We start from the raw sequence: 23,217 nt of genomic DNA on the forward strand, positions 1-23,217 counted from the left end.
ACTTCCCCCACAGCCGATCCCAACGCACTTCAACAAATTTAACTGGATTTTATGAAGCTAATTCTGCTGATTATCACCCTGAAACGAGAATAACTGGATTTCCTGTAGGTAATTTCCGCCCAAAGTCGCCATATCATCAAATAAATCCAAAATAGATGTACTTTTTCCATCTATTTATCCAATTTCATGAAATACGGCTATATCAGCTGTATTTTTTCCATTTAGTTGGCCATGCGAGCTTGCGCTCTTCGCTAATTGGGAAGAAGTTAGGTGGAACAGAAGGCAGTATAGTGTGCGTGTGATGTAGAAGTAAGCGTCTCGCTACTTCTCACGACCTGCATCCGCACGCAGCCCCCGCAAATATGTCTGCAACAACCGACGCAAACTCTCATCCCGATCCAGCCCCATGCGGAAGCCATTCCGATGCTCAAGCGAGGCGAATCCGTGCACCATGCTCCGAAAACCCCGCACCACATGCAGCGCATCTTCCTCACTGAGTCCGTAAGGCGCAAGGATGCGCAATAAGAAGCTCACAACCCCAGCGCCGACCTCTTTCAGCTCGGGATCTTCATAATCAGGCAGCGCTGAGATCGCTTCATACAAACCTGGCTGCTTCCGAGCGAAATCCACATACGCCACACCCGCAGCCAGCAAGGCTTCATCCTCAGCTTTACCAATTACGGCTTCGATCATCGCTTCTTTCACGAGGAGAAGACCTCGCTTAGAGAGCTGCTTCCGCAGATCGGGCAAACCCTTGATATGATTGTAGAGGGAAGGTGTTTTGATCGTTAGTTTGGTCGCTAGTGCAGCAAGCGAAAGCTGTTCAATCCCTTGTTGATCTGCGAGTTCTATCGCCGCCTGCAGGACCGTCTCTGCATCTAATCCTTGTCTAGTAGCCATTTTGTACCCCTTTTTATTCTAGATTGTCGCTGATTCGCCCTGAAATTTCGCCGATGCTTCTTCCAGTGCTGCATCCATCACCGCTGCCGGTTGTTCAATCATTCGTCCATGTCCGACTGCCAATAAGCTTGGCGCTAGCTGCCTCAATCTGCGTGTACTTGTCAAAGAAGCTTCTTTACTCCACGTCGCCATCGCTGGGAACGGGAACCAGAATTTCACCACACCTGATACCGCTACTCCGCCTCGCACTTGGAACGCATCTCCAGCGATCAACGCCCGGCTCCGCACATCAAGGAAAGCCATCGAACCAGGTGTATGCCCAGGAGCTGCATAAGCTTGCAAGGACCCAATCCGATCTCCATCGGTCAGCAGCATATCTGGCTTCGTCTGAATCCCTTTTGGAATGCCGCCTTTAATTGGCGTTTGAGGCTCATCTGCCTCCAGCTCCACGTTGCCTGCCAGCAGCTTCGCATCCCTTCTGGAGATGTACACTTGTGCATGAGGCAATTCTTTTTTCAAGCCATCTAAGGCACCAATATGATCGCCATGAGCATGAGTCAGCACAATGCGTGTAATCGGCTTCCCAATTTGCTTCGCTGCCTGTAGGATACCTTTCACACTGAATGGTAAAGCCGCATCAATTAAGGTTAATTCAGATTCTTCCTCCACCAAGTAACAATTCACTGGGAAAAACCTCGGCATAAAAGCCAGCTGATACAAATGTCCGATTCGCGTTATTTTCATGTTCAACGCCTCCAATTAACTATTTATATTAGTATAATAACTAATGTCATTAGTTTTGTAAATAGGCTTCACAGTATTTGTCTGCGTGTTCTTTATTAGACTGTGGTAAAATAGTTCTCATATTTGTCCTACAGTCCATACAAAGTGAGTGAGGTTACCTAATGAACACTGAAACTTTAGCACTTTTTAAAACGTTAACCGAAATGCAAGCTGCGCCTGGCTTTGAGCGAGATATCCGTGCATTTGTACGCGGCGAGTTAGCCAAATATACCGATGAGTTCGTGCAGGACGCGCTCGGCAGCCTCTTCGGGGTTGTGCGCGGCGACGAGACAGGACCGCGCATCATGGTTGCCGGCCACTTCGACGAGGTTGGCTTCCTCGTCACCGGCATCACCGAGCACGGCACGGTCAAGTTCCAGCCGCTCGGCGGCTGGTTCAGTCAAGTCCTGCCCGCGCAGCGCGTGCAGATCATGACGGCGAATGGACCGATCATCGGTGTGATCGGCTCCGTTCCCGTGCACTTGCTGGACGAGGCTGCGCGCAGCAAGCCCGCAGACATCAAGACGATGTACATTGACATCGGCGCCGAAGATCGGGCCGATGCCATCGCCATCGGCATCAAGCTCGGGCAGCAGATCGTGCCGATCTGCCCGTTCACGCCCATGGCCAATCCGAAGCGGATTATGGCCAAAGCTTGGGATAATCGCTACGGCGTCGGCCTCGCGATTGAGCTCTTGAAGGAGCTTCACGGCGGGCCGAAGCTCCCGAACGTCCTGTACGCGGGAGCCACCGTACAGGAAGAGGTCGGCGTGCGCGGTGGACGAACGGCTGCGAATATGATTCAGCCGGACTTGTTCTACGCGCTCGATGCCAGTGCCGCCGGGGATATGACCGGCGACCGCCATGCTTTCGGGCAGCTAGGGCGCGGGGCGCTGCTGCGGATCTTCGATCCCACGATGATTACCCACCGTGGGATGGTCGAGTTCATTCTGGATATGGCGGAAACGCATAAGATTCCCTATCAGTACTTCATCTCGCAAGGGGGAACGGATGCGGGACAGGTGCACGTACAGGGCAGCGGGATTCCATCCGCTGTGATCGGGGTATGTGCGCGCTACATTCATACATCTGCGTCGATTCTTCACGTGGATGATTACGCCGCGGCTAAGGAATTGCTGATCAAGTTAGTGCAAGCCAGCGATCGCACAACGTTAAACACCATTCTTTCACAAGCCTAAGTGTTGTTTATAACCATAAAAGCGTATCAAGATGAATTCTTGCTGCGCTTTTTTGGCATTTCATTAAACATTGTTCTTAAACGTAAGAAATTGACATTTTTTTCATAAATATAGAACTAATGTTCCAATATATGGTACAATTAGCAATATAATTTGTTATTAGAAAGAAGGATACCCATGACTACATGCATTCGTGAAGCAACACCCCAGGATACATCAGCAATTAGTTCACTCGTTTCTCATCTGACCGGCAAACTGATTTCCCCTTTACATATTGAAAATAGGCTGCATAACATGCGCGGCAACCCAGACGAATTGCTATATGTCTATGAAGAAAAGAATCGGATTCTCGGTACATTAAGCTTTCGTATCCGCAGAGATCATGCCGCACACGATGTAACATTTAGTGAAATTTCGGTTATTTCCTATAAGCAAGATCCCGATAGTAACCAAGCACCATTGGCGCAATTGAGAAGCTATGCCGAACAGCTGGCAAGTGATCATAACTGCTCTGGCATGATGTGGTTGACTGATGAAGAATCCACTGACATGTCCCGAAGCGCACGACCGCCCATCGGCTTTCATGAAACCGGCTATCGTTTTGTCAAACGTTTCCTCTAGCTAGGAGAAAGTCGATTCACCTATTCTATCAATACTGCGAAGGAGTGCTTACTTGTGCTAGCTGGGTTAAATGAAGGAGCTTTAAGTACGCTTGTCCTTATCCTCTTCATCCTCATCCTTATTCTTGTGGTTGGCATCTTTCTATTCATTATTATCAAATCCCTTTCGGTCTGGACATCCAATAACAATGCACCCATTCAAGATCGATTCTGTAAGGTTGTTGCCAAACGGATACAACTCTCTGGAAACACCAGTAATTTAGATTCTAATACCTCTTACTTTGTTACTTTTGAGTTTGAAGACCGGAGCAGAATGGAACTATGGATAGGCAGGCAGCAGTTTGGCCATATGGTCGAGGGGGACGTAGGGAATTTAACTTTTCAAGGCACTCGTTTCAAAGAATTCGAACGCAAGAAAGCAATGTGAGCAATTCCACGAATACGTAAGCATTTAGAAGGAAAAACAAAAAAATAGGCATATTCAGGCAGATATTTGAATAATCTGAATATTTACAATATTTTAATAATGGGCTATTATAAATCCAAGGCAGACAGGGAGGACAACCCGCACCATACGGTGCAGAATCAACGAAGAGCCTTATTATTACCTTCTAGGAGAGGGGATAGTCCATTGGGCCACGTTAGCGAAGCATGCTACTCACTTGCGTTCTAAACGACAAGAACCGAGTGCAGGAACGTCCCACTCGTTCATCCAGCATGCGGGAAATCAGATCAGGCAGGTCATCATTCTAGGAAAGGAACAGAAGTGAGGGACTTGTCGTATGGTTGATTAAATGGGCAATTAACTAAGAGGAAAGGACACTTTAACTTTGAGGCGAATGTATCGATTGCAGCAACTGACTTACGAATTTTCGGGGAACGGAGTGTGTGGAAGAACAATTGAATAGGCAAAATGACTCATAGAGACCTCCGGTTATCATGGATAAGCGGGGGCCTCTATTTGCGTTCACATGATGTTATATGTTGGGTAGCTGAGCCTTCTGAACAATCGGTAATCGGACGATGAAGGACGTCAGTTCTTCCATCCCGCTCTCCACTGTGATCGATCCATGATGCATCTCCACGATTTTCTTCGCGATCGACAAGCCCAGCCCATTGCCGCCTGCCATGCGATTTCTAGATTTATCTGCTTTGTAAAATCGTTCAAAAATATGCGTCTGATCCTCTTCAGGAATGCTAGGCCCATTATTCGAAATCCGCGTTACAGCCTCATCTCCGTTACTGACCACTCGAACACGAATCGTTCCGCCAACAGGTACAAATTTCACTGCGTTGTGGATGAGATTCGTCCATACTTGGCTGAGCAAATCCTCATCGGCCTCGGCGGTTACAGGATCCAGCTCGATGTCCATTTCAATATCTTTATCTACCCACTGCGGCTCACAAGCGAGGATATGATTGCGCAGCTGTTTATCCAAACGATAGCTCTTCGGTTCAAAAGGATGATGCTGCGACTCCAAGGAAGTCAGTTTCAGCAAGTTTTCGCTGAGCTTGGATAACCGTACACTTTCCGTTTCAATAATGGTCAAATAATGCTTACGCTCCTCCGGCGACAGCTGATCATTCTGCAGTGCGCGGGAGAATCCGCTAATGGACGTTAATGGCGACTGGATTTCATGTGAGACGTTCGAAATAAACTCCTGCCTCATTTTCTCTAATTGCCCGAGATCAGTCGCCATTTGATTGATGGACTCCGCTAACTCCACGAAAGGCCCATTCCGCGGGTTATTATCTACCAACACATTGAAATCCCCTCTCGACATGCTGCGGATCGCTTGATTCAAACTTTGGAAGAAAATCAACTGATGCTTACGCATAAATTGGCCAAGAATGGCCATAGTAATCCCCCAGAAGAACATGCCTCCGATGCAGTTGATCAATTGCACGATGACTTCCGCAGGCCGTTTCCCCAGATGCACGTAGAGATACTCCGTGCCATAGAAGGCAGCCAACCAATACACGATAATAAGAGTAAATACCAGTAAGGCAAAAAAGAAGCCGCTTAATCGCTGGAGAATGGACTGCTTATTATTCTGGCTCATTCTCCGCTTCTTCTGTCTTTCTCTCCGCTCTCTTCTCTCTACTCTGTGTCGATGATTCATTTCAGCACCTCCAGCCGATAGCCCAAGCCTCGAATTGTAGCGATGCGAAAAGCGTGCCGCTCCTCAGGAAATCGCTCACGCAGCCGATTTATATGCACATCAACCGTCCGTTCATTTCCTTCGTAGTCAAATCCCCAAATCTGCTCGATCAATTGATCGCGCGAGAAGGTTTTGCCAGGATAGCTCGCGAGCTTATAGAGCAGCTCGAATTCCTTAAGCGGCAGCGTGATGCTCTCTGCGCCAACGGTGACTTCATAGGTTTTGCGATTCATACTTAAATCGCCAGCCTGAATCGTTTGCGAGGAAGCGATTTTGTAGCGCTTCAGCAGCGCTCTCACTCGCATCGCTAACTCAAGCGGCTCGAAGGGCTTGGTGAGGTAATCGTCTGCACCAAGCTCGAAGCCCTTGACCTTCTGGGCCGTTTCTCCTTTGGCCGTTAGCATGAGTATCGGCAAATCATAATGCTCTCTAAGCTCCTCGCACAGCTTCCATCCGTCCATGTTCGGCATCATCACATCGAGAATAACCATATCGACTTGGACGGTTTGCAGCTTCTTGAGCGCTTCGACGCCATCTTCGGCCTCGACGACATCGAAGCCCTCGTTCATCATGAACACGCGGACAAGCTCACGAATATACGGATCATCATCTACGATCATAATGGGTGCCATGATTCATTCATCCTCACTTCTTGATGGTATTGTCTGCATATAGACTGTGGATATGATAGAAATTAGCATAAAGGAGCAATATAAACTGAATTTAAACCAAAGCCTATTTTTATAAAATGAAAGGGCTTTATTTGGAAAATGTTTTATGATAAATTTGGGAAAAGGAACAGTTTGGGGGGTTGTGGCCTGTATGACAAATAACACATTGGCGGATTTCAACAAGCTGACTACCGCGGAAGCGGAAGCCCTATTTAGGCGCGAGGTACTCTCGGAAGGATTCGCAGGTTTCAGGCGGTTACTCGACAGTCTCACGGATGCGATCAAAGCCGCGGGTGACACAGAAATGGATACCGTGGAACATTCGGTTGCGAAAGCGAAGCGACTTTTCCCTGAACCCGTTGATTTCAGCCCATCTTGGGAGAAGATTTGGCCAGAGCTCGAAAGTACCATAGCTGCCAAGAAACACATTTTCGCGAATATCCCTCAAGCAGAGAGAGCTGGAGAATGGCAGGTTATCATGGATAATCCACTCGTGGTGCAAGAGGTTGTCTGCTATCCCGCCTTGACGTTCGAGGATGCGGCCTATCTGTACGCTTATTTCCGACCGCAATTAGAGAAGTCCGAATACATTCGTCTGCAGAAAATTCAAACGGTCATTCAGGAAATCGGCAGTTAGGATCACTTAAAAATACTTCGAATCACTTCAATTTCTCCTTCATCCACTCACACCAGTACAAATCCGTATCTACCTTCATTGTGGCTTTATGTACCAATACATACATGCCGAATGCATCATCACCAATTTCTAATTGATCGAGCGGTTTCTCACTTCCTTGTTGGATCTTATCCATCAGGAGGTTGAATCGCTCTTTTTTTTTCTTATAATATACTTCGCGTACTGCGAGCATCTTCCTCGCCTGCTCTTTATCCACTAAACCGATGCAGTACACCTTAAGGGAAAGCTCATCTCTCGTCACGGGTTCATCCGTTGGCTCAGCAATCCAGCCCCGTAAAGCATCCTTCCCTTGCTCCGTGATGGAGTAGACTTTCTTATCCGGCTTATCCGATTGAGCAACATGTACGAAAGCGACGTGCCCCTTTTGCTCTAATTGTGCTAAGAGTGGGTAGATCTGGCTATGTTTGGCTGACCAAAAAGGCTGAATATGCTGCATAAGCTCATACCCCGAGCGGGAGTTTTTGGTTAAAAGGCTTAATAATCCATATGAAAGGGTATTCAATAGCGCTCCTCCTTTATGTCATTATTGACATATAAACAGTTCGGTAGTATGATGATTTTCATTCAAAATTATAGAGAATACTATCTTTAAGATCAATGATAGAGTGGAGGCATTATTTTGAGTAAGGATGAGTTACAGCAAGTGCGCTTCTGGCCAATTATGATAGCTATCTTCTTCGGATCGTTCGTTTCGATTCTAAGTATGAGTACGATTAATATCGCGATACCGATTCTTAGTGATCATTTCCATACGGATTTGAGCAAAATCCAATGGACGATTACTGGTTTCATGCTCGCAAGCGGTACAATCGCTCCGATTACAGGATATTTCGGGGAGAAATTCAGCTACAAACGATTATACGCCATTGCGTTGATTGGTTTTACCGTATTTTCACTCCTATGCGCTTTAGCATGGGACGCTTCATCACTGATTGCTTTCCGTATTATTCAAGGGGCTTTCAGCGGTCTGATTATGCCGGCTACCATGACGATTGTGTATCAAGTTATCCCGCGTGATAAGCAACCTATCGCAATTTCACTTTGGTCCTTGTCTGCTATGATGGCGCCAGCAATCGGTCCTACATTGAGCGGCTGGTTACTGCAAAATTGGAGCTGGCACTGGTTGTTCCTCATGAACGTACCTGTCGGCATTGTTGCTATTATTCTCGTTTTCAAATTAATCCCTTATTACCGTCTTTCTGTTCCAAAAAGATTCGATTTAATCGGCTTACTCACTGTTGTTGTCAGCAGTCTTGCGTTGCTCGTTGGGTTCTCGCAAGGCCATGCTTGGGGATGGTCATCAGGTCGTGTTATCGGTTTATTTGCAACAGGATTCCTAGTCCTTCTGCTGTTTATTTGGAGAGAGCTCAAGGCTGATTCACCTTTATTGAACATCCGTGTGTTGAAAAACTCACGTTACACGTTATCTCTCATTATTTCCAGTATTGTTACGATAAGCTTGTACTCAGGTACCTTCCTGACACCGATTTTCTTGCAAAACATTCAGCACGTAACTCCATTGGATACAGGTTTAATTCTATTACCTGCCTCCCTCGTGATGGCACTTTGTATGCCAATCGTAGGCAAGCTGTATAGCAGTGTCGGACCTCGTATTCTAATTTTTATCGGTATTTCGTTAATCGCGATTGGTACGCTCACGCTCAGTTGGTTAAGTACAGACGTATCACGCGGCTATATTGTGTTCTGGATGATCGTTCGAAACGTCGGGATTGCCTTCGCTACGATGCCTGCAAGTAATGCAGGGATGGAGCAAATTCCGAGAACTCTTTCTGGCCATGCAACATCTATTAATAACTGGGTTCGTAACGTATTCGGGTCCTTCGCGATCGCCCTATTCACTTCCGTTTTATCATCCCAAACCGCAACACATAGCAAGGATCTTGCTACCGGCGGGATGACGGACAAAGTACAAATTGGTACTCACGCCTTCACGATGAGTGTCAATGACGTATACTTGCTTGCAACATTTATTGTGCTGGTCGCGCTACCGCTCAGCTTGTTCCTTAACAAGCGCTCCCTAGCACCCGACAATCCTTCCGCGTCGGCACCTGCTCCTATTGTAGCAACGCCGAGCCCGAAAGCCTAATGCATGAATAAAGAACCCCAGTCCGATGTGATGACTTTCACATTAGGCTGGGGTTTTCGTTTATTCTCAAGCGCGGTAGAAATCGCGCAACAGCTCGTCCATCACACGATTGGTACGTGCAGCTGTAACGCCTGTGCTGGGGCTCTGACCAATGCCTCGAAGATCGTCCACCACGGTCTGGATCAGTGGTTGTTGAACGTGTGGAGGGTTGGGAATCGTCAGTTCTTGAACCTCACCGTCAGCGGTTTCAATGCGCAGATCGCCACTGAACGTAGAGAACGATAGTTTGCCAAGGCTACCCACAATCTCATTCAAATCTAGGCGTGTAAACGCATTGAAGCTCCATACCCCTGTACCCATCACACCGGATTCAAATGCGTAGCTCGTTGTCACGATATCTTCGACCTTTTGCTTGCCGGTTTGATTGCTTGCGAAGCCTTTGACTTCTCCGATCGGCCCCAACAAATAGTCAAGAATATCTAATGCATGGCTTGCCAAGTCCACAAATAGACCGCCACCTGACAGTTCAGGCTGAATGCGCCACGGTTCTAATCCTTCTTCATAATCTCTCATCGGTTGCAGGTACGTTGATTGTACGAAGCGGATCTCACCGATCACTCCACTATCAATAAGACGCTTGATTTCCACGAATTTAGGGAGCCCTCTGCGATAATACGCCACAAACAAAGGCACACCGGCTTCTTCACAAGCGGAGATCATTTCTTGACACTCTGCGTGATTCCTAGCCATCGGCTTCTCCACGTAGACAGGCTTTCCTGCTTTGGCAGCGAGTAAGGTATAGGCATGATGGAATCCTGGCGGCGTTGCAACGTAGACCGCATTTACATCTGGATCGTTGACTAACGCCGCGGCGTCATCGTACCATTTTGCCACACCATGACGCTTCGCATAATCCTCTGCTAGTGCCCCATTGCGGCGCATAACAGCGACTAGTTCCGAGCCTTCTGCCTTCTGCAGAGCTGGGCCGCTTTTGACCTCCGTCACGTCACCGCAGCCGATAATTCCCCAACGAACCTTTTCCATTCTATTGCCTCCTCTTGAATTGCGTAGTTGGTTAGGTATTCGACATCAGGGTTGTGACCTCCTGTACAGCATTCGTAAGCAACATGAACCTATAGGCAAGATCGTCCAAAGCGGTCTATTCAAAACCGAACTAATTGGCACTTTTTATGTACCATATCGACTGCTATACTATTGCTAAAATGCTAAGACAAAGCAGGTGCAGCCATGTGTACACCCTCCCATTTTAAAATAGAAGTGCTGTCGGAGATGTATGACCTCATCAACGCACATAGCTTCGCTACGGTCGTTTCCCATCATCAGGAGCGCCCCTTCGCGACGCATATCCCCTTGATGTTGCGTTCAGAAGAGCAGTGCTTATATGGGCATTTCGCTCGTTCTAATCCACAGTGGATGGATATCGAGGGACAGGAGATTTTGGTGATTTTCCAAGGTCCCCACTGCTATATCTCGCCTTCCTGGTATGGAACGCCTGCCGCTGTCCCAACGTGGAATTATACGGCTGTTCATGTGTATGGCAAGATCGAGCTCATTCACGACGATCAAGAAGTTTTACGCGTCTTACGGCAGTTAACAAGCAAGTATGAAGGGGCAGACAGCCGGTATGATTTAGACAGCATTGATCCTCACTTTATTGCGGGGCTGAGCAACGGGATACAAGCTTTCCGGCTCTCGATTTCCAGCATCGAAGGCAAGGCCAAGCTCAGCCAGAATCAGCCGGTCGAACGCCAAGAGCGCATTATTCGAGAATTGGAGCTTAAGGGAGATCAGGAGCAGCAGATTGCCGCACTTATGAAAAGAAGCCTACGCGGTTCCTAACACCGTGAATGAACAAAAGCCTCCACATCCCGTCATTTCGTGGGTGTAGAGGCTCTTTCATTTAAGAATGGATCTGCTCGGTCGGCAGCAATTCAGGCGTCAGCGGGGAATGCACCGCAATCAGCTGTTCTTGTATCTGCAACTGCTGCGTTGCAAATTCGCGATACATCTCATGCGACTCGATGAGCTCTTGATGCGTGCCGCGGCCGGTAACGACACCTTTGTCGAGGAACACGATCTGATCCGCGTCCACGACCGTGGATAACCGATGGGCAATGACTAGCGTTGTACGTCCTTGCATCAAATTCTGCAGCGCTTGCTGAACGACGACCTCGGACTTGCTGTCCAAACTCGAAGTAGCTTCGTCCAACATGAGAATCTTCGGATCGCGCAGCAGCGCTCTGGCAATAGCAATCCGTTGGCGTTGTCCGCCTGACAACTTAATCCCGCGCTCACCGACTTCCGTGTCATACTTCTGCGGAAGTTCTTCAATGAAGCCATCCGCATAGGCCATCTCAGAAGCCCGCTTCAGCGCCTCTTCCGTCACTTCGTGCTGCAAGCCATAACAAATATTATCCCGTATCGTCCCCGCAATGAGCGGACTTTCCTGCGATACATAGCCGATCTGGCTGCGCCAGGAGATAAGCGAGTAATGACCAATCTTTTCTTGGCCTAGCGAGATGTTACCTTCTTGCTGCGAATAAAAACGCTCCAGCAACGAGAACATCGTCGTCTTCCCGCTTCCGCTCGGTCCTACAATCGCGGTAACTTTACCCGATTCCATTGTAAAACTAACATCCTTGAGAACCGATTCGCCCTCTTTATATCCAAACGATACGTTTTCGAAATGCAGGGATTGGGAAGCATCTTTGACTTGTAAACCTGCATGCGGATCTTCCTCCTCATGATCCAGGACCTTGAGAATGGTATCCGTTGCGCCCATCGCTTTCTGCGTTTGCGTGAAAAATTGTGTAATCTGCGTTATCGGCATCACTATTTGGAATAAATACAGCATGAAGGCCACTAACTGCCCCGCAGATATCGCGCCAGACGCTACACGCGTGCCGCCATAACCGAATAGGACGACGAACATCATTAGCATGACAAACATAATCAGCGGCGACATCAGTGCTTGAATTTTGCCTTCTTTTAGCCCAAATTTGAACAACGTCTGGATCCCTGCACTGCCTTCCTTGTATTCCACAGGCTCTGCATTAGCAGCCTTCACCAACCGAATTTCAGATAAAACGCGATTCAACACAGACGTGAAATTAGCCGTTTCGGCTTGCATGCCTTTAGAAATTTTGTACATTTGCATACCCAATGGAAAAAGGATCAGAAAAGCAATCGGGAATATGCTGAACATGATAAGTGTCATTTTCCAATCCATATATAAGAGCACGATAATAGACCCGATAATGGAAATGCTGCCTGTAATAAAGCCCGCGGTATGCTCCGCGATAAGTCCTTTAATAATTGCGGTATCGTTCGTCATCCGAGAGATGGTATCTCCTGTTTGATTGTTGTCATAGTACCGGACTGGCAGCACAAGCAGCTTCTTCCACAAGCGATCTCGAATACCTGCCACTACGCGCTGACCTGAATAGTTAAGAAGATAAGTAGCTACACCAGAAGCTACAGCTGATGCGATGAACGCAAGAGCCATCCCGCTAATTTGCCACCAATTTAGGGATGAGATCGAGAAATTATCAACCACATTTTTCGTGAATAGCGGGATCACCAACGACACCAGTGTGGCAATCACACTTAACCCCAGTGCAATACTTAATAAAAGCTTAGGTGGCTTCGCACTCATCATTAAGCGGAGGAAGCCCCGCCAGTTGCTTTTTTGTTTCGGTTGTTCGCTTTTCGTCATAGCCATCTATCTCTACTCCTTTACCGTTCGGATATGATTCCGTGTGTACGTTGTATTTACCTATGGATATGATCATACTCCCCTATTTTAAACAGAATATAAACGGGTTCGAATCGGTCCTCGGGCGGAAAAAGCAGCTCTGGAGGGCGAATCCCCCCCTATTCAGCCCTCGCCCCGTCTAACGGACACAGATGACCGCTAATCGATCATTGGGCTTGATTCGCATGTTCTAACGGATAACACAGCCGTTATTCTCCTAAATTGTGGTGCAATATTGCCTCCAACACGTAAATAGCGGTGCCTATGTCCGTTAGACAAGGAATTTGTGTGATTCTCTCGAAATAGCGGCAATCGTGTCCGTTAGAATTGCACAGGAAAAAAACTCCCTCACGAAAGCCATACGGCTTCTCACAAGGGAGTTCTCATTGTTCTACTTATGTCTCGGTGGCTACCTGCCACATGACTCCGTAACGATCTCGCACACGACCCAGCATCGTGCCCCAAAACATGCGTTCAAACAGCATAATAACATCGCCATCAATTGCTAAACCATCATAAATCGTACGTGCCTCCTCCTCATCCTTAAAGGTGAGTGCTAAATCCATGCCAGTGCCTCGATCATTGGCTTCTATCCCTGCATCAGCCATGAAAAATCGCAAGCCCAGCGCCTGCAATTCCAAATGCATAATCAAGTGCTTCTTCGACTCTTCCATCCCAGGCAGGTCGCCATACGATTGAATGCTGGTGATTTCACCGCCAAACACGCTCACATAAAAGTCAGCCTGCTTTCTCGCATCGGCACTATAAATATAAGGAGATAAGGTTGCCATCGCTATCACTTCATCCCTTCTGTACGAGCCCATAGCAATTGATTTTTGCCATGTGTCTTCGCTTCATATAGTAACTTATCCGCCGCGGCGACCAACTCCGACTTACCTTGTCCCCGATCACGGAGTGCGGCACCGAAGCTCATTGTAACTTGAAACGCGTCTTTGCCATGCTCAAATACTTTGGCTCGCAGCTTATCCAAAAATACATGATAAAGCTCCGTCGCCTTATCCTGAGAATCTGTATAAAAAATAATCGCAAACTCCTCGCCACCATAGCGAAAGGCACGACCTTGTGTACTTGGGATGGACGTCTCCAATAAACTGCCGATCTCCCTCAACACCGTATCTCCCGCTTGGTGACCATAACGATCATTAATCTGCTTAAAATAGTCAATATCCCCCATCAGCAGCGTAACCGGTTGTTTACTTGAGATAGCTTCTCGTATGTGTTCTTGAAAGCTTCGATGGTTATATAGTCCAGTTAAGTAATCCTGTTTCGCTAAATTTTCAAAAATGCCTTTCTCGACAAAATGCTTTCGCTCCCTTGCTACAAGGATGCCCCCAATGAATCCAAACATAAGCAGAAAGGCAAAATTAAAAAAGTGTCGGGGCAAGTCGTCTATCCGAAATCCACCATCCACTAGCACAACTATGAAGCAATATCCGATGATGATCATCCCCGTCGCCACCATGGATCCACGGAAACTCCAGTATAACGAAGCATGAAGAATAACCAAGTAGCCTATTGGGAGAAGTGGGCTATGTGTGCCATCTGTGAGTGCGATAATGGCGATAAATGAGAAGTAATCCATAACGACACCCAATCGCGTCACTGTGCGATAAAAGCTTGAAGCGATAGAAGTAAAATGCAGGGCCACTTCCGTAGTTCCCATATAGAGAATAGCGACTGCTAGCATGCTCCAAAAAAGAGATAGACTCTGCGAGGCGCTGTAGTAATAGTTCAAATACACATAAGATGTAGTAACAAGAAGGAACCAACGTACACAGCTATATGCAATTTCTAAGATATGGTCAGACTTTCTTATTTTCACCATGCTGCAATCACATCCCTACCAGATGACATTCTCCTTATTCATTCTATAAATGATTTCTATGTCCTTCTTATCTCCGATCCCCTGTTCTTTCGCTAATTTTGTTTTTAGCAGATGGTTACTATACAATAGTAAGAGGGCACCTATGCCCCAGATATGTTCGAGGAGGTATAATCATGAATACTTTTACTTTCCATAATCCAACTACCCTACATTTCGGTCAAGGACAATTAGACAAACTAACGACCGAAGTACCGAAGTATGGGAAAAATATTTTACTTGTCTATGGTGGTGGCAGCATCAAAGCCAATGGCATCTATGACAAGGTTGTTCAGCTCTTACAAGGTCTAGAAGCAACCATCGTAGAACTTAGCGGCGTTGAGCCCAACCCGAGATTAACGACCGTCCACCGCGGCGTAGCCCTGTGCCGTAGCAACAATATCGATCTCATCCTTGCAGTAGGCGGCGGCAGTGTTATCGATTGTGCGAAAGCCATTGCCGTTGGTGCCAAGTTCGATGGCGATTTCTGGGATATCGCAACCCGCAAAGCAGCAGCAACAGGCGCACTTCCGTTAGCAACCGTGCTGACAATTGCTGCGACCGGGTCCGAAATGAACTCCGGTTCTGTCATTACAAATTGGGAAACCCAAGATAAACTTGGCTGGGGAAGTCCATACTCATTCCCGAAGTTCTCTATCCTCGACCCCGCTAATACGACATCCTTGCCTGAAAATCAAACCGTATACGGCATGGTCGATATTATGTCTCACGTGTTCGAGCAATACTTCCATCATGACACGAACTCTCCTGTGCAGGATGGATTCTGCGAAACGATTCTGCGTACGGTTATCGACACGGCTCCTCTTTTGCTAGCGGATCTGAACAATCTTGAACACCGCGCAACCATTCTGTACAGCGGCACTATGGCGCTGAATGGCACGCTAAGCATGGGCATCCGCGGGGATTGGGCGACGCACAACCTGGAGCATGCGGTTTCCGCCGTCCATGATATTCCGCACGGCGGCGGCTTGGCCATTCTCTTCCCGAACTGGATGACTCACAACCTCGATGCCAACGTGGGACGCTTCAAACAGTTCGCGCAGCGCGTCTTCGGCATTGATGCTGCAGGCAAATCCGATAAGCAAATTGCCGAGGAAGGTATCGCGGCATTGCGTGCGTTCTTCACCAGTATCGGCGCACCTAGCCGACTGGCTGATTACAACATCGACGAATCCAGCATCGAGCTCATGGCCGATAAAGCCATGATTTACGGCGATTTCGGGAACTTCCAGAAGCTGACTCGCGCAGATGTCGTGAAAATTTATCAGATGTCGCTATAAGACATCATAGCTAACATGAAAAAGCTGCCCTCCGAGGTATCAACCTTGGGGGCGGCTTTTTAACTTTGAGATCCTAACGCTGCACAGGCAGCACCTTATAGTCGCGCCATTCTTCCGGCAACAGACGCTGATAACGCGGCTGTAGGTACCGATCGTCAATCAGCAGCAGCATGCCGTGATCCGTTTCGGAGCGAATTAGCCTTCCGCCAGCCTGCTGTACTTTGTTCATGCCGGGATAGACATAGGCATAGTCGTAGCCGTTTTTGCCCGTGCGCTCCATGTAATCCTTGATCAGATTACGCTCAGGTCCTAGCTGTGGCAAGCCAACACCCACTACAACGACGCCCGTTAAACGATCGCCGACAAGATCAATGCCCTCGGAGAAGATCCCACCCATCACCGCAAACCCCACTAACGTCATCTCCGATCCCGCCTGAAACGCCGATAGAAAGTGCTCTCGCTCTTCCTCCGTCATTTTGGCCTGCTGGACGAGTATGTTGAGGTGCGACGTATCCGCCGCCTCACCTACAAGATCCGTAAAAGCCTCATACACACTGCTCATATACGCATACGAAGGGAAAAACACCAAATAATTCCCCTCTCGTCCCGTGACTAGCTCATAGATCGAACGAGCAATCTGCGTACGACTGTGTTCCCGATCCTGGTAACGGGTGGAGAGCGGCTGCACGAAAACTTCCAGCTGCTCTTTCGCAAAAGGCGACGGCACCGTCACAGAGTAATCGTCTTCTCCTGCCCCTAACATGTCCATGAAATAGGACAATGGTGACAGTGTCGCCGAGAAAAACACATGCGCCCGATACCCCTTCCCCATCTGCCGCAGCAGATGAGATGGATCCAAGCACACGAGCTTCACGCTGACCTCGTTCCGGTCATTCACAGCTAGCGTCACATACCGCTCGTCATATAACTTCGAGATGCGCACGAAATTTTGAGCGCCAAAATACGCATCCAAAAGTACCGCACTCGTTGAAGTACCACCGGCCGATCTCGCTAATTCCTTTTCCGCTATCGCTATAAATGCTTCCACATGCACCAATAACGATTCCGGCAGCCCAGACTCCACCATCATCTCACGATCGCCCACCTGCTTACGGAGCGCTATGAAATAGGCATTTACAGCTTTAGCCGCGTCATGGAGCTCTTTACTCACACCTTTGAATTCCCGCTGCAGCGTAAGGTAGACCGATTTATGCAACTCACTGGCGTACATCTCCCGTGCTCGATCAACCAGATTATGCGCTTCATCAATAAGCAGCGTTGTTTTGCGCTTCTGCTCCTCAAACAGCCTTTTCAAATTCACACGCGGGTCAAAGATATAATTGTAATCACAAATCACAGCATCCGCCGCATAGGCCACATCCAATGAGAACTCGAATGGACACACGCGATGCTTCCGTGCATACGTCTCAATCACCGAACGCGTCATCACCGTTTCCTGCCTCAGCAGATCCAGCACCGCCTCGTTTACCCGATCATAGTAGCCGTCCGCAAACTCACAGTGTGTCGGTGTACACTTGACCTCGTCCTTCAAACACACTTTCTCCTTCGCGGTTAGCGTAACCACCTGTAGCTGCAAGCCCTTGTCCTGCAACAGGTAAAAAGCTTCCTCTGCCGCCGTGCGCGTGATCGTCTTCGCCGTCAAATAAAAAAAACGCTGCAACACGCCCTCCCCCATCGCTTTCACCGACGGGAAAAGCGTCGACATCGTCTTTCCAATGCCTGTCGGTGCCTTAGCGAATAGCTTGTGCCCATCCTGGATAGTTTTGTACACCGCCCCCACCAGCTTGCGCTGCCCTTCACGATACTGTGGAAAAGGGAACTGCAGCTCCTTGATGCTCAGATTTCTGCGCTGCTCATGGTCATATTTCACCTGTGCATACGGATAGTAGCTCTGAATCACCTCATGCACAAACCGCTCTAGTTCTTCGTAAGCAGCTTCCCTCACAAAATGCCGCGTCTCCTCCGTATCTACCTGTGTATACGTCATCTGAACTCGCATCTGGTTTAGCTCTCGATCATGAGCAATCATGTAGGCATAACACATCGCCTGTGCCCAGTGCACAGGGTACGAATTCTCTTCAATCAGCGCAATATCTCCGGAAGTCGATTTGATTTCATCTACCGTTAATGCACCGCCGTCATCAGTCCCAGTTAGCAGCCCATCACAACGCCCATCTATAACAAATAAAAGCCCCTCATACGCAATCTCCGCAGATACATACACTTCACGTTGATCGGATTCTCCGTATTGCTTTTGCAATCTTTGATGTGCCTTTGTACCATCACTTAATGACTTACTCGACCGAAATCCCGTATCAATACTCCCACTGCTAAACACATATTCCACAAGCGAACGAACTGATATCTGAACAACAGGTAGCATACCACGTCTCCATTTTTAGAACATTTGTTCCTTATTATACCATGTACATTGGTGAAACACTACTGGCTCCTGTCAAAGTTGATGATGGCATCGCAAACCCCTAGCTAACCCCACGCCCCACGCCAAAAACCCCCTCTACGGCGAGCCTAACTCATACGCAGAAGGGGTGATTAGTCTTGTTACCGTATCACTTCACGATCATTTCCCCCACTGAAACGGGGTTGTATTAAAAAACAAGTCCGGATTGGCCTGAATATTATGCGCCCAGAAGGTAAAATGCAGATGCGGCCCCGTGGAGAACCCCGTTGTGCCGACAAGCCCGATAATGTCGCCCTGCTTGACGCGGTCGCCAGGTTTGACGCGCAGCTCGGAGAGATGCGCGTACTGCGAGAACAGCCCCATCCCATGGTCAATATAGATGGAATTGCCGGTCAAATACAGGAGTTCCGCTAGCGCTACAACGCCATCGTTCGTAGCCTTGATCGGCGTGCCTTCTTTGGCGGCCAGATCAAGGGCCATATGCGCGCTGTCGTATTTCCCGTTCACATAACGGGTGTACCCATACGGTGTGGTCAAAATCCCCTCGATCGGCTTCACGAACGGCCCGCTGAACAAAAAACTCGGCTCCGACTTGCTGCGCGCCAGATCGATCTTCTTCTGATCGGCGTTGATGCGCGCCGTATCCTGTTTCATGCTTTCCATTTGCTCGGTAACCTTCAAGTACTGCGTCTCGAACTTCTTCCCCTTGATGGTCAGCGTCTGATCACCAATCGGATATGTGCCTGCCTTCACACTCATCGAGATTGGCAAATACGTGAAATATCCCGCTTCATAAGGTTGAAGTGTGTAGGTTTTGCCCTGCCAAGCAATACTGCCTGGCTCCTTATGACGCACAAGCACGATATCCCCCGGCGACGCCTGTTCCGGTATAAGCCTCCAGCTAGCGCCCATGACTGCTTTCGCGCCCGCTTCATCTTTATAGAGCAAAGCCTCCGCTTTGAGCTGCGTTAAATGGGCTTTCACCCCTTGAATGACCGCTTTTGCGTCCTTCGTCATGCCATCTATCCAACTCTGTCCACCATCCACGGTGAGCACGAGTGGGCTTTTACTATTCGTTGTGCTTGGTAATAGAGCCCAACCAATCTTCGGTGTCACGAACTGTGACTGCTTCACATCAAACATAGCCCCGTTCAGCGTAACAATATCCACGGTCAAGCTTCCTGAGGGCGTCGTAGCTGAAACTCCTGATACGCCTTCCGCCGCACTCCCAGTCCCGCTCTCCAAGCTCAGCAGCTTTGTGATCGCTTCCAATCCATCCGTAGGCGTTCCCCCATCTGTCTGCAGGGCTTCCGTACTAGTGACTTCCTGCCAATGCGCGCCGCCATCCGAAGTTTGAGCCATCCCATCCGCGTATTTCACCCAGCCTCGATCGAAATCAAGCATCCGAAACTCCAAGGCTTCGCGAGGTGCTGGGGTTGGTACAGGTGTTGCGACTGCGATATATGGTACCTCCTTATTCGAAGAGGTCGATGTTTCAAACGGTGAGTCTCCCATGAAAATGACCACACCAGCAGCTAGGATGCAAGCGCCAACCAACAGTGGCCATTGACGCCTTTTTCTTGGTCTCACAGACGTTCCTACCTCCCTTGAATGACGACAGGTTGTCTAATTATTAAGACGACTTCGTCCTCTGATTTCACTCTTCTTATGGTAACACAAAAAACCCGAAGACAGTTATGTCTTCGGGTTCTATAACGCTATATTTGTACGCCCTTTTTGAGCGTTTTCTGATCACTATTCGTGTTATTAACTAATGGAAGTAACTTGACACTTCGAACCATTGTGGACTGACATAAATGACATGTCGGCACGTGATCGAATGCAAAATTATCTCGCATCCAGCCTTTACAGCCTTCATTTTCACAAGACCATACCGTCACATTTTCTAGAGGCATCTCTTCAAGCGACTTTTTTCTGGAATACATGGATAAACCTCCTTAGAGTACTAAGCGTCAGCTAGCTTTAAATTGAAAAAGACTGCCATTACTTAAGTAAAGGCAGTCTTTTTAATTATATTACAGTTTTACAACGTTTTCTGCTTGTGGTCCGCGGTTACCTTGAACTACGCTGAATTCAACGGATTGACCTTCGTCCAAAGTTTTGAAACCTTCACCTTGGATTGCGGAGAAGTGAACGAATACATCGTTGCCGCCTTCAACTTCGATGAAACCGAAACCTTTTTCTGCGTTAAACCATTTTACTGTACCAGTAGCCATTGTGAAATACCTCCAAAAATTATTAACATGTTTTTTATTCTTCAAAGAGAAAAAATTCACACATTGTATAAGGTTCACTAACAAAAATGAAAACCCTTTACAATATGTGAATTCAGGTTCTATTTGTCGATTGGATTTATCATAACACACCACTTATGAAAACGCAAACTATTTCCAGACTTTACAAGTATAAAATTTAAAAAAGGGCTCCCCAACTTTAGTCTAGGTTGCCTCTTGGTCTCCAGACGGTTTGATGCGCAGGGCAGGGGGACTATACTTGTGGTATCGAGTCTAGGAGGGTTTTAATCGTGTATAACGCAAGTATTCAAACGATATTAGCCGTAAGTGTTTTATTCGTCATTTTCACATGGATCGGAAGCGTCAAGGCGTCCCGATTATTGTACAGTGGAAGCTTAGAGAAACTGCACCGCAAAACGCGCAAGCTGCTTTTCTGGGCATGGTTTCCCATCATTCCTGCGGCAGCAATTGTAGCCGCCATCGTCTGGCTCCAGATGAATATGGACCCTATTTTCTGGAAGGACCGCATCTTCCTGCAAGCACCGCTAGTCGTTGTTCCGCTTTTGAGCATATGGTTCGTGGCCGTTCCTAAGCTCCTGAAGCTTCGCTCTCTAACCAAGATAAGCATAGCAGAGAGTGGCTCTACAATTGAGTCTGCTATGTTCCAAAGGGCTGCTAGCCCAGGCCTTATATTTCCTTACCAATTAACCGCGCTTAGCGCAGTAACGTCACTATACTTCTCATTTGTACCTCCAGTTCCTTTCCACTGGTTAGAAATCACTATTCCACTGGCAGTGTTTATTGTTTTAGCCGCTGGACTTTGGTTGAGACATGATCTGCGTGCCAAGCAGGTACGTAAAGCACCTAACTATCAAGCACCTCGTCTATTAGCGCGCTTTGGTGCCATGACGGGCGTTCTCATCGTGACTGCGGGTATCGGCTTTTATTTAATTACATTCGCGATGGATAAAAGCGTACTGCCAGCCGAAATCGACATGGCCAGCGGAACGCATGATTACGGCGGCGGAGCGGTAAGCGAGCATGCTGGTCATGACATGACCGCTATGTCCAATATGGCAGGCATGGTATCAGTGGCCGACCTAACGGGCCCGAAAGAGGGCACGCCGGATCGTCATTTTACACTCGTAGCGCAGAAAAAAACGGTCACACTCAGCTCTGGCAAAACGGTGGATGCTTGGACCTATAACGGTCAAATCCCTGGACCTGAGCTTCGTATGAAAGAAGGCGAACTCATTGAAGTCACGCTAACGAACGAAGATATTGATGTTGGCGTCACCGCCCATTGGCACGGTTTAGATGTACCAAACGCCGAAGATGGCGTTGCTGGGGCTACGCAAAATGCGGTTATGCCAGGCGAAACCTATACGTACCGTTTCCGCGCCGAGCAAGTGGGCAGTTTCTGGTATCATTCGCATCAGGATTCACAAGAAGCGGTAAGTAAAGGACTCTTCGGATCGTTAATTGTGGAGCCGAAAGAGGTTGCAGATACAACAACGTTTACAATTCCGTTCAAAGATATCACGGTTATGACCCATCGTTGGGAGAATACGTTCGCTATTGGCGCAAATGATGAGCTCGATCGTCAAACAGTCGCTCCTGGGACGCCTGTTCGTATGCGTCTAATCAACACTGATGATTGGGTCGATCAAACATATACGCTAGTGGGTACTCCTTTTGAAGTGGCTGCTATCGATGGGACGGACTTGAATAAGCCGGATCTCTTGACCAATACACGTGTCATTGTGCCAACTGGCGGACGATTTGATCTTACGTTTGTTATGCCTGATCATCCTGTTTATTTAAATGTGGGAACGAATAAAAACGGAGGCATTCTTCTGTCAGCCGATGGCCAAGGGAACGTTCCTGACCTTCCGCAAACCGTAGCTTTCGATCCGCTTACCTATGGCAGTCCGAAGGCCACACCCTTTGATGCGGATAGCAAATTTGATCGAGATTTCACACTGATTTTAGATAATAAACTAGGTTTCTATAACAGAAATTTCGATTTCCTTTATACGTTGAATGGAAAAGTGTTCCCAGATGCGCCGATGTTCATGGTGAAGGAAGGGGATTTGGTTAAAACGACGTTCATTAATCGCGGTAATGTCGAGCATCCGATGCATTTGCATGGTCATCATGTGCTGGTTCTGTCACGCAATGGTAAACCTTCCATCGGGAGTCCTTGGTGGTCGGATACGCTAGATGTTCAGCCTGGTGAAACGTATGAGGTCGCTTTCGTTGCTAATAATCCTGGACTATGGATGGATCACTGCCATAACCTCGTGCACGCTGCCGCGGGAATGTCGATGCATTTGATGTATGAAGGCGTTACAACGCCATTTTCGGTTGGAAGTGGCACTCAGAATCGTCCGGAATAAGAATTCCACGGGGGGAACTATTC

21 protein-coding genes are annotated in these 23,217 nt (G+C 48.0%); 8 read left to right on the forward strand and 13 right to left on the reverse strand.

What is annotated here, in order from left to right; translation table 11 throughout:
• Positions 1-321 precede the first annotated feature (321 nt).
• Positions 322-900 carry a TetR/AcrR family transcriptional regulator gene (locus L6I86_RS31185; protein WP_236292545.1) on the reverse strand — a complete coding sequence of 193 codons (579 nt, stop codon included), beginning with the start codon at positions 898-900 and terminating at the stop codon, positions 322-324.
• 18 nt (positions 901-918) lie between these two features.
• Positions 919-1,644, reverse strand: coding sequence for an MBL fold metallo-hydrolase (locus L6I86_RS31190; RefSeq protein WP_236292547.1), 726 nt, complete (start codon positions 1,642-1,644; stop codon positions 919-921).
• Between the two features lie 161 nt (positions 1,645-1,805).
• On the opposite strand from L6I86_RS31190, the gene L6I86_RS31195 reads away from it, so the two are divergent.
• The 3 genes from L6I86_RS31195 (at position 1,806) to L6I86_RS31205 (ending at position 3,929) form a co-directional block, all read left to right on the forward strand.
• Positions 1,806-2,882 (forward strand): M42 family metallopeptidase, encoded by a 1,077-nt coding sequence (locus L6I86_RS31195; RefSeq protein WP_236292549.1) that lies wholly within the window; start codon positions 1,806-1,808, stop codon positions 2,880-2,882.
• A 177-nt stretch (positions 2,883-3,059) separates the two neighbouring features.
• Positions 3,060-3,503, forward strand: a complete 444-nt coding sequence (locus tag L6I86_RS31200; RefSeq protein ID WP_056622305.1) for a GNAT family N-acetyltransferase — start codon at positions 3,060-3,062, stop codon at positions 3,501-3,503.
• 54 nt (positions 3,504-3,557) lie between these two features.
• Positions 3,558-3,929 carry a DUF2500 domain-containing protein gene (locus L6I86_RS31205; protein WP_063795711.1) on the forward strand — a complete coding sequence of 124 codons (372 nt, stop codon included), beginning with the start codon at positions 3,558-3,560 and terminating at the stop codon, positions 3,927-3,929.
• Between the two features lie 550 nt (positions 3,930-4,479).
• On the opposite strand, the gene L6I86_RS31210 is transcribed toward L6I86_RS31205, so the two are convergent.
• Together L6I86_RS31210 and L6I86_RS31215 are read right to left on the reverse strand one after the other, a co-directional pair.
• Positions 4,480-5,625, reverse strand: a complete 1,146-nt coding sequence (locus tag L6I86_RS31210; protein WP_236292557.1) for a sensor histidine kinase — start codon at positions 5,623-5,625, stop codon at positions 4,480-4,482.
• Complete coding sequence (locus tag L6I86_RS31215; protein ID WP_056622307.1) at positions 5,622-6,296, reverse strand: response regulator transcription factor; 675 nt, start codon at positions 6,294-6,296, stop codon at positions 5,622-5,624. The genes L6I86_RS31210 and L6I86_RS31215 overlap by 4 nt, the downstream gene beginning before the upstream one ends.
• A 190-nt stretch (positions 6,297-6,486) precedes the next feature.
• On the opposite strand from L6I86_RS31215, the gene L6I86_RS31220 reads away from it, so the two are divergent.
• Positions 6,487-6,972 carry a hypothetical protein gene (locus L6I86_RS31220; protein ID WP_056622309.1) on the forward strand — a complete coding sequence of 162 codons (486 nt, stop codon included), beginning with the start codon at positions 6,487-6,489 and terminating at the stop codon, positions 6,970-6,972.
• A gap of 22 nt (positions 6,973-6,994) precedes the next feature.
• Here L6I86_RS31220 and L6I86_RS31225 read toward each other — a convergent pair whose 3' ends face one another.
• Positions 6,995-7,534 carry a PadR family transcriptional regulator gene (locus L6I86_RS31225; RefSeq protein ID WP_236292558.1) on the reverse strand — a complete coding sequence of 180 codons (540 nt, stop codon included), beginning with the start codon at positions 7,532-7,534 and terminating at the stop codon, positions 6,995-6,997.
• A 117-nt stretch (positions 7,535-7,651) separates the two neighbouring features.
• Between L6I86_RS31225 and L6I86_RS31230 the strand changes: the two genes are divergently transcribed.
• Positions 7,652-9,139, forward strand: a complete 1,488-nt coding sequence (locus L6I86_RS31230; RefSeq protein WP_236292559.1) for an MDR family MFS transporter — start codon at positions 7,652-7,654, stop codon at positions 9,137-9,139.
• Between the two features lie 66 nt (positions 9,140-9,205).
• Here the strand turns inward: L6I86_RS31230 and L6I86_RS31235 are convergent, their stop codons facing one another.
• The gene (locus L6I86_RS31235; RefSeq protein ID WP_236292561.1) at positions 9,206-10,183 is read right to left on the reverse strand and encodes a Gfo/Idh/MocA family protein; all 978 of its coding nucleotides are present in this window, start codon (positions 10,181-10,183) and stop codon (positions 9,206-9,208) included.
• A gap of 204 nt (positions 10,184-10,387) precedes the next feature.
• Between L6I86_RS31235 and L6I86_RS31240 the strand changes: the two genes are divergently transcribed.
• Positions 10,388-10,999 (forward strand): FMN-binding negative transcriptional regulator, encoded by a 612-nt coding sequence (locus L6I86_RS31240; RefSeq protein ID WP_236292562.1) that lies wholly within the window; start codon positions 10,388-10,390, stop codon positions 10,997-10,999.
• Positions 11,000-11,060: 61 nt separating this feature from the next.
• Here the strand turns inward: L6I86_RS31240 and L6I86_RS31245 are convergent, their stop codons facing one another.
• The 3 genes from L6I86_RS31245 to L6I86_RS31255 all read right to left on the reverse strand — a co-directional run bounded on the left by L6I86_RS31245 (position 11,061) and on the right by L6I86_RS31255 (position 14,760).
• The gene (locus tag L6I86_RS31245) at positions 11,061-12,875 is read right to left on the reverse strand and encodes an ABC transporter ATP-binding protein (protein ID WP_276574920.1); all 1,815 of its coding nucleotides are present in this window, start codon (positions 12,873-12,875) and stop codon (positions 11,061-11,063) included.
• A 434-nt stretch (positions 12,876-13,309) separates the two neighbouring features.
• On the reverse strand, positions 13,310-13,705 hold the full coding sequence (locus L6I86_RS31250) for a VOC family protein (RefSeq protein ID WP_236292563.1): 396 nt from the start codon (positions 13,703-13,705) through the stop codon (positions 13,310-13,312).
• A gap of 5 nt (positions 13,706-13,710) precedes the next feature.
• Positions 13,711-14,760, reverse strand: a complete 1,050-nt coding sequence (locus L6I86_RS31255; RefSeq protein WP_236292564.1) for a GGDEF domain-containing protein — start codon at positions 14,758-14,760, stop codon at positions 13,711-13,713.
• A gap of 173 nt (positions 14,761-14,933) precedes the next feature.
• Between L6I86_RS31255 and L6I86_RS31260 the strand changes: the two genes are divergently transcribed.
• A complete protein-coding gene (locus L6I86_RS31260; protein ID WP_236292565.1) occupies positions 14,934-16,097 on the forward strand; it encodes an iron-containing alcohol dehydrogenase in 1,164 nt (387 codons plus the stop codon).
• Between the two features lie 73 nt (positions 16,098-16,170).
• On the opposite strand, the gene L6I86_RS31265 is transcribed toward L6I86_RS31260, so the two are convergent.
• The 4 genes from L6I86_RS31265 to L6I86_RS31280 form a co-directional block, all read right to left on the reverse strand.
• On the reverse strand, positions 16,171-18,501 hold the full coding sequence (locus L6I86_RS31265) for an ATP-dependent DNA helicase (RefSeq protein ID WP_236292567.1): 2,331 nt from the start codon (positions 18,499-18,501) through the stop codon (positions 16,171-16,173).
• Between the two features lie 198 nt (positions 18,502-18,699).
• On the reverse strand, positions 18,700-20,130 hold the full coding sequence (locus L6I86_RS35755; RefSeq protein ID WP_276574918.1) for a M23 family metallopeptidase: 1,431 nt from the start codon (positions 20,128-20,130) through the stop codon (positions 18,700-18,702).
• Between the two features lie 128 nt (positions 20,131-20,258).
• Positions 20,259-20,486 carry a cold-shock protein gene (locus L6I86_RS31275; protein ID WP_056622331.1) on the reverse strand — a complete coding sequence of 76 codons (228 nt, stop codon included), beginning with the start codon at positions 20,484-20,486 and terminating at the stop codon, positions 20,259-20,261.
• Positions 20,487-20,576: 90 nt separating this feature from the next.
• Positions 20,577-20,777: a cold-shock protein gene (locus L6I86_RS31280; RefSeq protein WP_056622333.1), complete on the reverse strand. Its 201-nt coding sequence runs from the start codon at positions 20,775-20,777 to the stop codon at positions 20,577-20,579.
• A 308-nt stretch (positions 20,778-21,085) separates the two neighbouring features.
• Here L6I86_RS31280 and L6I86_RS31285 point away from each other — a divergent pair, with 308 nt between their 5' ends.
• A complete protein-coding gene (locus L6I86_RS31285) occupies positions 21,086-23,194 on the forward strand; it encodes a multicopper oxidase family protein (protein WP_236292568.1) in 2,109 nt (702 codons plus the stop codon).
• Positions 23,195-23,217 lie beyond the last annotated feature (23 nt).

The organism is Paenibacillus allorhizoplanae (assembly GCF_927798215.1).
GTDB lineage: Bacteria > Bacillota > Bacilli > Paenibacillales > NBRC-103111 > Paenibacillus_E > Paenibacillus_E allorhizoplanae.

Excerpts from the sequence above, each read along its gene's own strand:
- L6I86_RS31185 (WP_236292545.1), bottom strand. The coding sequence starts at position 900 with ATGGCTACTAGACAAGGATTAGATGCAGAGACGGTCCTGCAGGCGGCG.
- L6I86_RS31190 (WP_236292547.1), bottom strand. The coding sequence starts at position 1,644 with ATGAAAATAACGCGAATCGGACATTTGTATCAGCTGGCTTTTATGCCG.
- L6I86_RS31195 (WP_236292549.1), top strand. The coding sequence starts at position 1,806 with ATGAACACTGAAACTTTAGCACTTTTTAAAACGTTAACCGAAATGCAA.
- L6I86_RS31200 (WP_056622305.1), top strand. The coding sequence starts at position 3,060 with ATGACTACATGCATTCGTGAAGCAACACCCCAGGATACATCAGCAATT.
- L6I86_RS31210 (WP_236292557.1), bottom strand. The coding sequence starts at position 5,625 with ATGAATCATCGACACAGAGTAGAGAGAAGAGAGCGGAGAGAAAGACAG.
- L6I86_RS31215 (WP_056622307.1), bottom strand. The coding sequence starts at position 6,296 with ATGGCACCCATTATGATCGTAGATGATGATCCGTATATTCGTGAGCTT.
- L6I86_RS31220 (WP_056622309.1), top strand. The coding sequence starts at position 6,487 with ATGACAAATAACACATTGGCGGATTTCAACAAGCTGACTACCGCGGAA.
- L6I86_RS31235 (WP_236292561.1), bottom strand. The coding sequence starts at position 10,183 with ATGGAAAAGGTTCGTTGGGGAATTATCGGCTGCGGTGACGTGACGGAG.
- L6I86_RS31240 (WP_236292562.1), top strand. The coding sequence starts at position 10,388 with ATGTGTACACCCTCCCATTTTAAAATAGAAGTGCTGTCGGAGATGTAT.
- L6I86_RS31245 (WP_276574920.1), bottom strand. The coding sequence starts at position 12,875 with ATGACGAAAAGCGAACAACCGAAACAAAAAAGCAACTGGCGGGGCTTC.
- L6I86_RS31250 (WP_236292563.1), bottom strand. The coding sequence starts at position 13,705 with ATGGCAACCTTATCTCCTTATATTTATAGTGCCGATGCGAGAAAGCAG.
- L6I86_RS31255 (WP_236292564.1), bottom strand. The coding sequence starts at position 14,760 with ATGGTGAAAATAAGAAAGTCTGACCATATCTTAGAAATTGCATATAGC.
- L6I86_RS31260 (WP_236292565.1), top strand. The coding sequence starts at position 14,934 with ATGAATACTTTTACTTTCCATAATCCAACTACCCTACATTTCGGTCAA.
- L6I86_RS31265 (WP_236292567.1), bottom strand. The coding sequence starts at position 18,501 with ATGCTACCTGTTGTTCAGATATCAGTTCGTTCGCTTGTGGAATATGTG.
- L6I86_RS31275 (WP_056622331.1), bottom strand. The coding sequence starts at position 20,486 with ATGTATTCCAGAAAAAAGTCGCTTGAAGAGATGCCTCTAGAAAATGTG.
- L6I86_RS31280 (WP_056622333.1), bottom strand. The coding sequence starts at position 20,777 with ATGGCTACTGGTACAGTAAAATGGTTTAACGCAGAAAAAGGTTTCGGT.